Here is a 13,074-nt window from a genome sequence, read left to right as displayed (position 1 = left end):
GTTACGCTGAACCGCGTGAACGATCCTCTGGTGGCGCGGATGCGCGAGTTCGGCACGACGATCTTCGCTGAGATGTCGGCGCTCGCCCTACGGACCGGATCGATCAACCTGGGACAGGGCTTCCCCGACACCGACGGGCCCGCCGCGATGCTGGAGCGCGCGGCGTCGGCGATCCGCGACGGCTTCAACCAGTACCCGCCCGGCCCCGGCGTCCCCGAGCTGCGCCAGGCCGTCTCCGGACATCGCAAGGCCCGCTACGGCCTCGACTACGACCCCGACGGCGAGGTCCTCGTCACCGTCGGGGCCACCGAGGCGATCGCGGCCACCATTCTGGCGCTGTGCGAACCGGGTGACGAGGTGATCGCTTTCGAGCCGTACTACGACTCCTACGCCGCCTCCATCGCCCTGGCCGGAGCCGTGCTGCGCCCGGTCACCCTGCGCCCGGCCGGGGGGCGCTTCGCCTTCGATCCCGCGGAGCTGCGCGCCGCCGTCGGCCCGCGCACCCGGGCGATCCTGGTCAACTCCCCGCACAACCCGACCGGCACGGTCTTCACCCGGACCGAGCTGGAGGAGATCGCGCTGCTGTGCCAGGAGCGCGATCTGATCGCCATCACCGACGAGGTCTACGAGCACCTGACTTTCGACGGTGTGGAGCACATTCCCCTGGCCACCCTGCCCGGCATGCGCGACCGCACCGTGATGATCTCCTCGGCGGGCAAGACCTTCTCGGTCACCGGCTGGAAGACCGGGTGGGTCTGCGCTCCGTCCCGGCTCATCCGCGCCGTCCAGACGGTCAAGCAGTTCCTCACCTTCACCGCCGCCGCGCCCTGGCAGCTCGCCGTCGCCTACGGCCTGAGCCACGAGCTCGACTGGGTCGCCCGCCTCCAGGCCGATCTGCAGGCCAAACGCGACCGCCTGACGGCGGGGCTGGCGGCGGCGGGGTTCGACGTCTACCGCCCCGCCGGCACCTACTTCGTCCAGACCGACATTCGCCCGCTGGGCTTCGCCGACGGCCTCGCCTTCAGCCGCGAGCTGCCCTCCCTGGCGGGCGTGGTCGCCATCCCCACCCAGGTCTTCTACGCCCACCCCGAACGGGGCAGCCACTTCGTCCGCTTCGCCTTCTGCAAGAAGGACGAGGTCATCGACGAGGCGGTGAGCCGCCTGATCCGGCTAGGTGAGGCGACCGGCACCCCCGCCTGACCGGGCGCGTCCCGCTCACGGCCCGGACGTCCAGGCGAGCACGACCCGGGCCGCCCCGCACACCGTCGTCACGATCTTCGGCCGCTCGCCGACGGGTCGTCGCTCCCACGGGCGCTGACGGTGATCGGTCGGTGATCGGCCGGTGTTCGGCGAATCACCACCCGTCGTGTCATACCCGAAATCGATCTCCATGCGTGTAATTTCAGCTACGGAGAGTGATCATAAGGTGCGTTCGTGAGCCGCGTGACCCGGGTTGCCGTGGTGGGGTGGGCTCCCCCCGATGACGCGCACCGCTCTCCGTTGCCTGCCTCACATGAAGGAGAGCGAGAATGATGCGACGGAAGCTCGGAATCCTGGCGCCGATGGTGGCGATCGCCCTCGGTTGCACGGCGTTCGTCTCCGGCCCGGCGGACGCCTCGGCCACGGCGGCCGCCTGGGGGCCCATCCACAGCCACTACAACTGGCGCTGCCTTGACGCCGATCTCAACACCATCGGGCCGAACGGTACGAAGGTGCAGTTGTGGGACTGCAACGGCTGGTCCAACCAGAGGTGGACCTATGACGTGGCCAGCCACACCATTCGCAGCGGGAGGAACGGCCGCTGCCTTGACGCCGATCTCAACACCATCGGATCGAACGGTACGAAGGTGCAGTTGTGGGACTGCAACGGCTGGTCCAACCAGAAATGGATCTACGACGCGGTCAGCCACACGATCTACAGCATGTACAACGGCCGCTGTCTTGACGCCGATCTCAACACCATCGGGCCGAACGGTACGAAGGTGCAGTTGTGGGACTGCAACGGCTGGTCCAACCAGAAATGGACGATCTGACCGTTCACCCGAGGCGGTCCCCGAGGGGTTCGGGGGCCGCCCGGTCCGGCCTCGCCGGGTAAAGCGGAGGACAACGCAGGGTGGTGGAGTGTATTCTCTCCGTTGTGGTATCGCGGTGATACCACCTCTGTCCTACGATGGAGACATGGCTATGACTCTCCGCTTGAGCGACGAACAGACCGAGGCCCTGCGTAAGCGCGCCGATGAAGAGGGCCGCAGTATGCAACAGGTCGTGCTCTCGGCCGTGGACGAATACCTCGCCCGGCGCAGTGAGGACGAGGAAGTCCGCCGTCTGGGGGCGAAGTCCGTCGAGCGCTGGCGAACAGTCCTTGATCGGTTGGGGCAATGACGAGATATCTGACGCTGGAGCAGGTTCTCGACCTGGCGGAGCTCGTCATCGGTGACAAGCTCGTGATTCGCGACCTCGGGCTGCTCGACTCGGCGGTGCATCGGCCCAGGGCGTCCATGTTCGGGCAGGAGGCCTACGCCGACCTGTTCACCAAAGCCGCGGCGCTCCTGCAGTCCCTCGCCATCAATCATGCCCTTGTCGACGGCAACAAACGGCTGGCCTGGCTGGCGACGGATACATTTCTCCGTTTCAACGGCGTCGAGGTGGACGCTGAAGACGATGAGGTCTACGACCTGGTCGTGGGGGTGGCGGCTGGAGAGATCGACGATCTCAAAGTGATCGCGGCGGCGCTCGACTCGTGGTCGTGAACCGTATGGATCATGAGATGACCCGGACCGGGAGGCGTCTGGCGCGGATCGCGCCGCGGACGGCCTTGGCCAGCTGGACGTATTCGGGAGCTCGGGCGGAGCTCGCACGGTAGGCCAGGCCGATGGTGCGGCCGGGGGCCGGGTGCTGGAAACGGCGCAGCGCCAGCCGTACGCGCTTGCCCGTCTCCACCGGGACGGCCGACTCCGGCAGCAGGGTCACGCCCAGGCCGCCGGCGACGAGCTGGACCAAGGTGGGGAGGCTGGTGGCGTAGGTCGCGGCGGTGGCGCGGGCGCCGACCTCGCGGCAGACGTCGATGGCCTGCTCGCGCAGGCAGTGGCCCTGGTTGAGCAGCACGATCTCCAGCCCCTTGAGCACGTCCCGCTCCAGCGGCCCGTCCGCGTCCGCCAGGGGATGGTCGGCGGGGAAGGCGAGAAGGAAGTCCTCGTCGTAGAGGGGCTCCTCGACCAGTCCGGCGGTGTCCGTGGGCAGCGCCAGCAGCACCAGGTCCAGGCGGCCCTCGCGCACTTCCTCGAGGATGGTCTCGGTCTTCGCCTCGTGCACGGTCAGCTTGAGCCGGGGAAACCTCTTCGCGAACATCGGCAGCAGCGCGGGCAGCACGTAGGGGGCCACGGTGGGGATCACTCCCAGGTGCACCGGGCCATGAAAGGGCTCCCGGTTGTGGGCCACCTCGCCCATCAGGTCGTCGACCGCTCTGAGCACCCGCTCGGCGTGCACCGCCACCCGGTGGCCCGCCGGGGTCAGCAGGACCTTCCTGGTGGTGCGCTCCAGTAACTGAGTGTGCAAAGTCTCCTCCAGCGCCGACACCGCGCTCGACAAAGCGGGCTGGCTCATCCGCAGCGAGGTGGCCGCCTCCCTGAAGTGCAGGTGATCGGCGACCGCGAGGAATGCTCGCAGCTGGGAGAGGGTGGGAGCGGGCTGACTGATAGGAAACACCTCTCAGATTGGTCTGACTGCTCGATTTCTCGGATCAATGCTAGATGCGGCAAGGTGGGCCCCGACAACGACGTCCTTCACAAAGGAGATCCGGACTTGCTCACCATCGGTGACCACTTCCCTGAGTTCGAGCTGACCGCCTGCGTCTCCCTGGACGCGGACGACGCGTTCGCCCAGATCGACCACAAGTCCTACGAGGGCAAGTGGAAGGTTTACTTCGCGTGGCCGAAGGACTTCACCTTCGTCTGCCCGACCGAGATCGCCGAGTTCGGCCGCCTGGAGGGTGAGTTCGCCGACCGCGACGCTCAGGTCCTGGGTTTCTCCGTCGACTCCGAGTACGTCCACCACGCCTGGCGCAAGGACCACCCGGACCTGCGTGACCTGCCCTTCCCGATGCTGTCGGACATCAAGCGCGAGCTCTGCGCCGACCTGGGCATCCTCGGTGCCGACGGTGTCGCCCAGCGCGCCACCTTCATCGTCGACCCCAACAACGAGATCCAGTTCGTCATGGTGACCGCGGGCTCGGTCGGCCGCAACGTCAAGGAGGTCCTGCGGGTCCTCGACGCGCTCCAGTCGGACGAGCTCTGCCCGTGTAACTGGAACAGGGGCGAGGCGGGCCTCGACGCTCAGAAGCTGATGGCCGGATGAGCGTCGACGCGCTGAAGAACGCCCTCCCGGCTTACGCCAAGGACATCAAGCTCAACCTGGGCTCGGCCGTGACGACGTCGTCGCTGACCGACCAGCAGCTGTGGGGCGCGGTCCTGGCCTGCGCGCTGGCCACCAGGTCGGCCCGGGTGATCGCCGAGATCTCCGCCGAGGCCGTCGGCAACCTGTCGGCCGAGGCCTTCCAGGCCGCCAAGGGCGCCAACGCCGTCATGGCGATGAACAACGTCTACTATCGGTCGGTTCACCTGATCGGCGACGAGACGTACGCCACCATGCCGGCCAGGCTGCGGATGACGATCATCGGCAATCCGGGCGTCGACAAGACGGATTTCGAGCTCTGGTGCCTCGCGGTGTCGGCGATCAACGGCTGTGGCCGTTGCCTGGAGTCCCACGAGCAGGTGCTGCGCCAGTCGGGCATGCCTCGCGAGCAGATCCAGGAGGCTCTGCGGATCGCGGCGGTCGTCAACGCCACCGCCGCCGTCCTGGAGTCCGAGGACGCCCTGGCCGCGGTCTGATCCTTCGGGGGTGCACGAGGCCCCGGCGCCCGGGCGCCCGGCAGGCGGACGCCCGGGACCGGCGGAGAGACGGGCCGGTCCCGGGCGAGATGAGGCGGGAGGAGGACGGTGTCAGCCGGCGTCGGCGGAGACCGGGGGAGCGGTCGGGTCGGCGGGAGCGGCCGGGGCGCTCCGGGCCGAGCGGAGCGGGACCTCCTTCTGCAGCAGGACGGCCACCGAGGCCAGGACGGCGATGGGCACGCCCACCAGGAAGACCATGTGGATGGCCCGGGTGAAGGCCTCCAGGATCACCTCCAGCACCGGGGCGGGCAGGTGCCGGATGGCGGCGGGGGAGCCGAGGCTCGGGGTCGTGCCGCCGGTCAGGGGCAGGTGGGCGGCCCTGGCCAGGGAGATCAGCTCCGCGCTGAGCCGGTTGGACAGGATGGCGCCGAAGGCCGCCACGCCGACCGCGCCGCCGAGGGAGCGGAAGAAGGTCACGTTCGAGGTGGTGGAGGCCAGGTCGGCGCGGGTCACGGCGTTCTGCGCGGCCAGGATCAGGATCTGCATGGAGGCGCCGAGGCCGATGCCCAGCACCGCGATGTCGAGGCCGACGATCACCAGCGAGCTGTCCACGTGCAGGCGGGACAGCAGGAACAGCCCGACCGCGACCAGCAGCATGCCCACGACGGGGAAGATCTTCCAGCGGCCGGTCCTGGTGACGATCCGGCCGACCAGGATCGAGGAGACCAGCAGGCCGAGCACCATGGGCAGGGTCATCAGGCCGGAGCCGGTCGGGCTCATGCCCTTGACGATCTGCAGGTACTGCGGCAGGAACATCAGCGCGCCGAACATCGCGGCGCCGACCAGCAAGGACGCGACACTGCTGAGCACGACGGTGCGGTTGCCGAACAGGCGTGGCGGCAGGATCGGGTCGGCGGCGCGGCGCTCGGCGACGACGGCGAGGCCGAACAGCACCAGGCTCAGCGCGCCCAGCCCGTAGGTCCACGAGGAGTTCCAGTCGAACTCCTTGCCGCCGAGGGACAGCAGCAGCATCAGCGCGGTCGTGCCGCCGGTGATGAAGGTGGCGCCCCACCAGTCGACCTTGGTGTCGCGGCGGATGAGCGGGAGCTTGAGCACCTTCTGGATGACGACGAACGCGACCACGGCCAGCGGCACACAGATCCAGAACGTCCAGCGCCAGGACATGTTGTCCACGATGAAGCCGCCGAGCAGCGGTCCGGCCACGGTGGAGACGCCGAAGACCGCGCCGATGTAGCCGGAATAGCGGCCACGCTCGCGGGGCTCGACCACGTCGCCCAGGATGATCTGCGGCAGCGCGGCGAGACCGCCGGCGCCGATGCCCTGTACGGCCCTGGCCGCGATGAGCTGACCCATGTCCTGGGAGAAGCCCGCGGCGACGGAGGAGACCAGGAACAGGACCAGGGAGGCCTGGAACATGAGCTTGCGGCCGTAGAGGTCCGACAGCTTGCCCCACAGCGGTGTGGAGGCCGTCATGGTCAGCAGGGTCGCGCTGGCGACCCAGGCGAGTTGGTCCTGACCGCCGAGCGTGCCCACGATCGTCGGCAGCGCGGTTCCCACCACGGACGTCGAGATCATCGACGTCAGCATGGCGAGCATCAGGCCGGCCAAGACTTCCAGCACCTGCTTGTGCGTCAGGCGTGGTGCGGCCTCGGCCTGGACCTGTTGTTCGGTCAGCATGAACCATCCCCCAATGCATGTACGATACATATGAAGTTAGTAGACGCTTGTTTACTGGTCAAATCTGGAAGGATCGGACAGGTGGACGAGGTACGGCAGCGCGATCGGGAAGGCACCCGGCAGCGCATTCTCGAAGCCGCCCGCCGGCTGTTCACCGAACTCGGCTACGACGAGGTGACGATGCGCCTGATCGCCGCGGAGGCGGGCGCCAACGTCGCGCTGATCAACCGCTATTTCGGTGCCAAGCGGGAGCTGTTCGCCGAGGTGCTCGCGATGCAGGGGCGCTTTCCCGGCGTACTGGAGGTCTCCGAGGAGGAGCTTCCCCGGCGCCTGGCGGAATACGTCGCCGAGCGGCTCCGCTCGGATCAGGGAAGCTCGGTCATGGCGGCGCTCATCCGGTCGTCGTCCTGCTCGGAGATCCACGGGATCATCCGTGACCGGGTCGACTCGGCGATTTTGGAGCCGCTGGCCGCGCGACTGCCCGGCCCGGACGCGATCTTCCGGGCGACCGTCGCCACCGCGCTCATCACCGGCGCCGGCACGCTGAGTCAGCTCTACGGCCCCGACGCGGTCGACTCGCCCGACCAGGAGGCGATGATCGGGCGGCTCACGAGGGTCTTCGAGGCCTGCCTCAGGGCGTGATGCGGGTCGAGGGTCTTTCGGCTGCCTTGGCGATCCGGCAGGCCGTACCCGGAACGTGATCGACCTGCAGGGTGGTGTGGTCGATGTGGAAGCGCTCGTGCAGAAGCTCGGCGAGCTCCCGGCGGATCCGGTGGCAGTCACCGCCGGTCTTGACGATCACATGTGCGGACAGGGCGGGGAAGCCGCTGGTCACGGTCCACACGTGCAGGTCCTCCACGCCGGTGACGTCGGCGTGGTCGGTGATCGCGGCGCTGACCTCGGCCGGGTGCACGCCCGGGGGGGCGGCCTCGAACAGGATGCGCCCGGCGTCGCGCAGCAGGCCGTAGGCGGACCTGGCCATCAGCGCCGCGACGACCAGTGCGGCGATCGCGTCGGCCCGGCCCCAGCCGGTGAACCAGACCACCGCGCCCGCGATCGCGGTGGCGACGAAGGCGTACATGTCGTTGAGGATGTGCTGGAAGGCGCCCTCCACGTTGAGGCTGCTGCGGTCGGCCCTGGCGATGAGCCAGGCGGCGACCGCGTTGATCGCGATCCCGGCCAGCGCCGTGCCGAGGACCAGGACCCCCTTGACCTCCGGCGGCTCGATGAGCCGCCGCACGCCCTCGTAGACGAAGTAGGCGACGAGCAGCACGAATGTCAGCCCGTTGATCGCGGCGGACAGGATCTCGGCACGCTTCCAGCCGAAGGTGTAGGCCCCGCGGGCGGGGCGGGCCGCCATGTTCATCGCGATCAGGGCGAGCGCGATGGAGGCGGCGTCGGTGAGCATGTGCCCGGCGTCGGAGATCAGCGCGATGGAGTTGGCGACGACGCCGATGACGACCTCGGCCGCCATGAAGGCGACCAGCAGGACGAGCGCCGCCGCCAGGTATCGGCGGTCGGAGTCGGCGCCGTGGCCGTGGCCGTGTCCGTGACCCATCGCAAGATCCGTCCCATCAACACTTGAACAGTTGCTCAGATGTTAAGCAAGGTAAGCCTAACAGGGCAACATCGCACTCTGTTCTGGTGGCGTTGAAGGGGAAATGCGCTGGCGGCAAAATACTAACTTTCCGCATAAAACCCGTCGGTAGCTTGTGCGACGCAGGCCTGGGACCCGCTGATCTTTCCTCCTATGTTGGGTGGTCCTGCCGTCACGGGAGATGACCAGATGTCCTTTGTGCAGCGAGTGCGCGCGCAGGCCGACCGGTACGGGCACGAACGGTCGTACACCTTCGTGGAGGACCGCAGGGGCGAGTTCGGCGAGACGCGCATGACCTTCGCCGAGCTGGACGCGCGGGCCAGGTCCATGGGGGCGTGGCTCACCGGGCGGCGGATGACGGACCAGACGGCGTTACTGCTCTACCCCGCCGGTCTGGAGTTCCTGGGGACCTTCCTCGGCTGCCTGTACTCCCGCGTGATCGCGGTGCCCTCGCCCCTGCCGCAGACCGATCCCCGCGCGCTGGAACGCGCCGAGGGGATCATCAAGGACGCCGACGTGCGGATGGTGCTCACCGACTCGGCCAACCAGGGCATGCTCACCCGATGGCTGCGCGACGTCGGCCTGGACGGGGCGGTCGAATGCGTGGCCACGGACACCCTGTGCCCGCCCGGTCCCGATGCCTGGACGATGCCGGAGATCGGGCCGGACACGCTCGCCTACATGCAGTACACCTCCGGCTCCACCAGCGAGCCGCGCGGCGTCATGCTCACCCACGCCAACCTGCTCCACAACGAGGAGGAGATCTGGCGGGCGATCGGCTCTCCGGAGGAGGGCGTGGGAGTCGGCTGGCTGCCGCACTACCACGACATGGGGCTGATCGGCATGTTGCTGCAGCCGATCTACGCGGGCGGCGACCTGTACTTCGCCTCACCGATCGCGTTCGTCATGCGTCCCGCGCTCTGGATGGAGATGATCGGCCGCTATCGGGCCGGATACACCGTGGCGCCGAATTTCGCCTACGAGTGGTGCGCGACCCGGGTCACCGACGGGCAGGCGGCCGGCCTCGATCTGTCCAGCCTGCGGTTCGCGCTCAACGGGGCCGAACCGGTCCGCCCCGGCACGCTGCGCGCCATGGCCGCCCGATTCGGGGCGGCCGGCTTCGAGGAGAAGGCGTGGGCTCCGGCGTACGGCATGGCGGAGGCCACCCTGGTGATCACCGCCACCCCGCTGGGGCACGGGCCGCTGGTCCGCCGGTTCGACCCCGGCGCGCTGGAGCGGCATCGGGCGGTTCCCGCGGAAGACGGCGTGGAACTGGTCGGCTGCGGGCGGCCCATCAGCATGACCGTGCGCGTCGTCGACCCCGACACCCGGGAGGTCCGGCCGGACGGGAGGGTCGCCGAGATCTGGGTGCGCGGAGGCAGTGTCGCGCGGGGTTACTGGCAGCGTGCGGAGGCCAGCCGTGACGCCTTCGACGGGTACGCCGCCGACGGTGACGGGCCGTTCCTGCGGACCGGAGACCTCGGCTTCCTGCTGGACGGCGAGCTCTATGTCACGGGACGGATCAAGGACGTGGTCATCGTCAACGGGCGCAACCTCTACCCGCAGGACCTGGAGGAGGCGGCCAGGCAGGTGCACCCGTCGCTGGGCGCCGCGGCGGCCTTCGGGGTCGAGGCGGGAGGGGAGCACGTGGTGCTCGTCCAGGAGGTCCGCGAGCAGCGGCTCGCCGGCGCCGGCGCGGGCGAGGTCGCCCGCGCGATCCAGGCCGCGCTCGGCCGCGCGTTCGGGCTGCCGTCGATGAGCGTCGTGCTGGTCGAACGCGGCGGGGTGGGCAAGACGACCAGCGGCAAGATCCAGCGCTCCCGCACCCGGGATCTGCTGCTGGGCGGGTCGCTGCCCGTCGTCCACGCGGAGCTGACGGCGGCCCTCGCCGCCCTCGCGGTACCGGGACCGGAAGCCGCCGGACCCGCCGCGCACGCCGTAACGGAAACCGCCGCGCACGCCGTAACGGAAACCGCCACGCCGGAAGCAGCGGTGACAACACGAGCAGCAGTGACAGAGGGAGCGTGAACATGTCCGCCGATGCCGGGATCGCCACCGACCTGGACACCATCCGGGACTGGCTACGGGCCCAGGTGGCCTCGTACCTGACACGCTCGCCTGAGGAGATCGACCCGCTGGTGCCGGTCGCCCAGTACGGCATGGACTCGGTCTACTCGCTCAGCCTGTGCGGTGACATCGAGGCGGAGTACGGGCTGGAGATCGAGCCGACCCTCGTCTGGGAGCATCCGACGGTCGCGGCCATGGCGGACCACCTCCGGGGACGGCTGAGCGCGGGCTGATGACCGCTCTGCTGTGCGGCCGGCGCACCAAATGGGTGGTGCTGGTCATCTGGCTGGGGGTCATCGGGATCGCCGGGTCCTTCGCCGGGCGGCTGGAGTCGGTGCAGAAGGACGACATCGCCGCCTATCTTCCGGAGAACGCCGACTCCGCGCGGGCGGTCAAGCGCATCCTCGGCATGCAGGGGGAGAACCTCTCTCCGGCGACGATCGTCTACGAGCGGCGCGACGGCGTCACCGGGGCGGATCAGGCCGAGATCGCCCGGGACATGAAGGCCTTCGCCGGGATCGCCGGGGTGGTCGCGGAGCTGCCCACGCCGACCGGGGGCAGGACCTTCGGCCGGGAGGAGTTCGACCGGGAGCTCGAACCGTACCGGGACGCGCGGGGGAGGCTGCCCGCGAAGCTGCAGGCGGTCGAGCGGAAGCTCCAGATGCCCAAGCTGACCAGGACGATCAAACTGATCGCCGCGCAGCGGTCCAAGGACGGCCAGGCGGTCCAGGTCGTGGTCATCGTCCGGGACCGGGGCGGCAGGGAGACGGCCCAGGTCGTCGACCGGGTGCGCCAGGTCGTCGACACGGGCCGTCCCGCCGGGCTGGCCGCGCACATCACGGGCATGGTGGGATTCCAGGCCGACGCGCTGGCCGTGTTCTCGACCGTGGACACCAACCTGCTGCTGGCCGCGATGGGCGTGGCGGTGGTGGTGCTGCTGATCACCTACCGCAGCGTGATCCTCTGGCTGTTTCCCGTGGGCATCGTGCTGGTGGGGCTGGTCGTCGCCATGGGGGCGAACTACCTGCTCGCCGCGGCGGAGATGATCACGGTCAGCAGCGTGGCGGTCTCGCTGCTCATGGTCCTGGTGATCGGCGCGGGCACCGACTACGCGCTGCTGATCATCGCCCGCTACCGGGAGGAACTGGGCAGGCACGCCGACCGGCACGAGGCGATGGCGGTCGCGCTGCGCCGGGCCGGGCCGGCGGTGGCAGCGAGCGCGGCGACCGTGGTGGCCGGACTGCTCTGCCTGCTGGTGGCCGACCTCAACTCCACCAAGGGACTCGGCCCGGTCTCGGCGATCGGCGTGACCAGCGTGATGCTCGCCATGATGACGCTGCTGCCGGCCGTAATGGTCATCTTCGGGCGATGGGTGTTCTGGCCGCTCGTCCCGCACTGCCGGCCCCCGCGGCGACCGGACCCCGTCCCGGGGGGCGAGTGGGACGGCGGCGCGGGCCGGTGGCGGCCGGCGCGACCGGCCGAGACGTCCGGCGGACCCGTCGCCGACGCCGGCGTCTGGGCCGCCCTGGGAAGAAGGATCGCGAGGAACCCGCGGCTGGTGTGGGTCGTCACCGTCATCGGGTTGGGCGTGTGCGCCTGCGGGCTGGCCTCCTACCAGGCGGGCGGGCTGAGCAACGCCGACCTCTTCCTCGGCAGGCCGGACTCGGTCGTCGGGCAGGAGGTCGCCGCCAGGCACTTCCCGGCGGGCGGAGCCGACCCGGTCCAGGTGGTCACCACCGAGCAGTACGTCAGGGATGTGATCGTGGACACGGCCCAGCGGCCCGAGGTCACCGCGATCTCGCTGGGCGCGGCCGGGAACGGCGACATCCTGCTCAACGTGAGCGTGCGCGCCGGTGACGGGCGGGAGTCGGAGCAGCAGGAGGTCCTGGCCCTGCGCGACCGGTTGCGGGCGGTGGCCGCCCCGGACGTCAACGTGGGGGGCAACGCGGCGCTCGTCGCCGACCTGGAGCAGGGCGCGCGGCGGGACCGCGCGCTGATCATCCCGCTGGTGCTGCTGGTGGTCTTCGTGGTGCTGGCCCTGCTGCTGCGCTCGCTCGTCGCGCCGCTGCTGCTGCTGGCCACCGTCGTGGTGTCCTTCCTGGCGACGTTGGGGATCAGCTCCCTGGCCTTCGCCCACCTGTTCGGCTTCGCCGGGGTCGACCAGGGGTTCGTCCTGCTGGTCTTCGTGTTCCTGGTTGCGCTCGGGGTGGACTACAACATCTTCCTGATGCACCGGGTGCGGGAGGAGGCGCACCGGCACAGCACGACGCACAGCGCGGTCCTCGGGCTCGGCGCGACCGGCGGAGTGATCACCTCGGCCGGGGTCGTGCTCGCGGGCACCTTCGCGGTGCTGGTGGTGCTGCCGCTGTCACAGACCGTGCAGATCGCCTTCGCGGTGGCCGTGGGCGTGCTGCTGGACACGATGATCGTCCGTTCGGTGCTCGTGACCGCGCTGACCCTGGACGTCGGTGACGCCATCTGGTGGCCGAGCAGGCTGGCCAGGGGGCTGTCGTGGTGGCACCGTGCGGGGCGCCCGGCCCGGCGGCGGGGCCTGAGGGTGCGCCCGCAGGTGCTGCTCCGGCCCCGCGGGCTGGTACGGCCCCGCGTCATGCTCAGATCCAGCCGGATCGTCTTGATGAAAGGCGAAAAAGTGAAGGGAGACTTTAGCGGTAAATGACAATTTGAATTATTGCGATATAGATCACACCTGTGATTTACTGCCAGGTAACAAATGTGGGGCAGATCGTCGCACACAATGCGTTTCTGGCCCTCTGAGGTGCTGATACGCACCCATCAGGCATTCTCCGGCCAAGATGGAAAGCGTGA

At 69.3% G+C, this 13,074-nt stretch carries 13 protein-coding genes; 10 read left to right on the top strand and 3 right to left on the bottom strand.

The window, feature by feature from the left end:
* The first annotated feature begins 15 nt into the window (after positions 1-15).
* From ACQPYK_RS34230 to ACQPYK_RS34215, 4 genes are all read left to right on the top strand, one after another.
* Positions 16-1,200, top strand: coding sequence for a pyridoxal phosphate-dependent aminotransferase (locus ACQPYK_RS34230; RefSeq protein ID WP_433240308.1), 1,185 nt, complete (start codon positions 16-18; stop codon positions 1,198-1,200).
* Between the two features lie 329 nt (positions 1,201-1,529).
* Complete coding sequence (locus ACQPYK_RS34225; RefSeq protein WP_433240305.1) at positions 1,530-2,033, top strand: RICIN domain-containing protein; 504 nt, start codon at positions 1,530-1,532, stop codon at positions 2,031-2,033.
* Between the two features lie 163 nt (positions 2,034-2,196).
* Positions 2,197-2,382: a CopG family transcriptional regulator gene (locus ACQPYK_RS34220; protein WP_433240302.1), complete on the top strand. Its 186-nt coding sequence runs from the start codon at positions 2,197-2,199 to the stop codon at positions 2,380-2,382.
* Positions 2,379-2,750, top strand: a complete 372-nt coding sequence (locus tag ACQPYK_RS34215; protein ID WP_433240299.1) for a type II toxin-antitoxin system death-on-curing family toxin — start codon at positions 2,379-2,381, stop codon at positions 2,748-2,750. The genes ACQPYK_RS34220 and ACQPYK_RS34215 overlap by 4 nt, the downstream gene beginning before the upstream one ends.
* Before the next feature lie 10 nt (positions 2,751-2,760).
* Here ACQPYK_RS34215 and ACQPYK_RS34210 read toward each other — a convergent pair whose 3' ends face one another.
* On the bottom strand, positions 2,761-3,705 hold the full coding sequence (locus ACQPYK_RS34210) for a LysR substrate-binding domain-containing protein (RefSeq protein WP_433240296.1): 945 nt from the start codon (positions 3,703-3,705) through the stop codon (positions 2,761-2,763).
* A gap of 96 nt (positions 3,706-3,801) precedes the next feature.
* Between ACQPYK_RS34210 and ACQPYK_RS34205 the strand changes: the two genes are divergently transcribed.
* Together ACQPYK_RS34205 and ACQPYK_RS34200 are read left to right on the top strand one after the other, a co-directional pair.
* A complete protein-coding gene (locus ACQPYK_RS34205; protein WP_433240293.1) occupies positions 3,802-4,353 on the top strand; it encodes a peroxiredoxin in 552 nt (183 codons plus the stop codon).
* The gene (locus tag ACQPYK_RS34200; RefSeq protein ID WP_433240290.1) at positions 4,350-4,886 is read left to right on the top strand and encodes a carboxymuconolactone decarboxylase family protein; all 537 of its coding nucleotides are present in this window, start codon (positions 4,350-4,352) and stop codon (positions 4,884-4,886) included. Before ACQPYK_RS34205 ends, ACQPYK_RS34200 begins: the two co-directional genes overlap by 4 nt.
* A 111-nt stretch (positions 4,887-4,997) precedes the next feature.
* Here the strand turns inward: ACQPYK_RS34200 and ACQPYK_RS34195 are convergent, their stop codons facing one another.
* Positions 4,998-6,584 carry an MDR family MFS transporter gene (locus tag ACQPYK_RS34195; RefSeq protein WP_433240287.1) on the bottom strand — a complete coding sequence of 529 codons (1,587 nt, stop codon included), beginning with the start codon at positions 6,582-6,584 and terminating at the stop codon, positions 4,998-5,000.
* An 81-nt stretch (positions 6,585-6,665) separates the two neighbouring features.
* On the opposite strand from ACQPYK_RS34195, the gene ACQPYK_RS34190 reads away from it, so the two are divergent.
* Complete coding sequence (locus ACQPYK_RS34190; RefSeq protein WP_433240284.1) at positions 6,666-7,226, top strand: TetR family transcriptional regulator; 561 nt, start codon at positions 6,666-6,668, stop codon at positions 7,224-7,226.
* On the opposite strand, the gene ACQPYK_RS34185 is transcribed toward ACQPYK_RS34190, so the two are convergent.
* Positions 7,216-8,142, bottom strand: a complete 927-nt coding sequence (locus ACQPYK_RS34185) for a cation diffusion facilitator family transporter (RefSeq protein ID WP_433240281.1) — start codon at positions 8,140-8,142, stop codon at positions 7,216-7,218. The genes ACQPYK_RS34190 and ACQPYK_RS34185 overlap by 11 nt on opposite strands.
* A 228-nt stretch (positions 8,143-8,370) precedes the next feature.
* Between ACQPYK_RS34185 and ACQPYK_RS34180 the strand changes: the two genes are divergently transcribed.
* From ACQPYK_RS34180 to ACQPYK_RS34170, 3 genes are read left to right on the top strand one after another with little or no spacing between them, the layout of a single operon-like run.
* Complete coding sequence (locus tag ACQPYK_RS34180) at positions 8,371-10,209, top strand: fatty acyl-AMP ligase (RefSeq protein ID WP_433240278.1); 1,839 nt, start codon at positions 8,371-8,373, stop codon at positions 10,207-10,209.
* 2 nt (positions 10,210-10,211) lie between these two features.
* Positions 10,212-10,481 (top strand): acyl carrier protein, encoded by a 270-nt coding sequence (locus tag ACQPYK_RS34175; protein WP_433240275.1) that lies wholly within the window; start codon positions 10,212-10,214, stop codon positions 10,479-10,481.
* Positions 10,481-12,925, top strand: a complete 2,445-nt coding sequence (locus ACQPYK_RS34170; protein ID WP_433240272.1) for an MMPL family transporter — start codon at positions 10,481-10,483, stop codon at positions 12,923-12,925. The genes ACQPYK_RS34175 and ACQPYK_RS34170 overlap by 1 nt, the downstream gene beginning before the upstream one ends.
* The last annotated feature ends 149 nt before the right edge of the window (positions 12,926-13,074 follow it).

This window comes from Streptosporangium sp. CA-135522, assembly GCF_050949235.1.
Taxonomy (GTDB): domain Bacteria; phylum Actinomycetota; class Actinomycetes; order Streptosporangiales; family Streptosporangiaceae; genus Streptosporangium.
The sequence above is the reverse complement of the archived record's forward strand: the minus strand, read 5'-3'. Positions and strand labels throughout refer to the sequence as shown.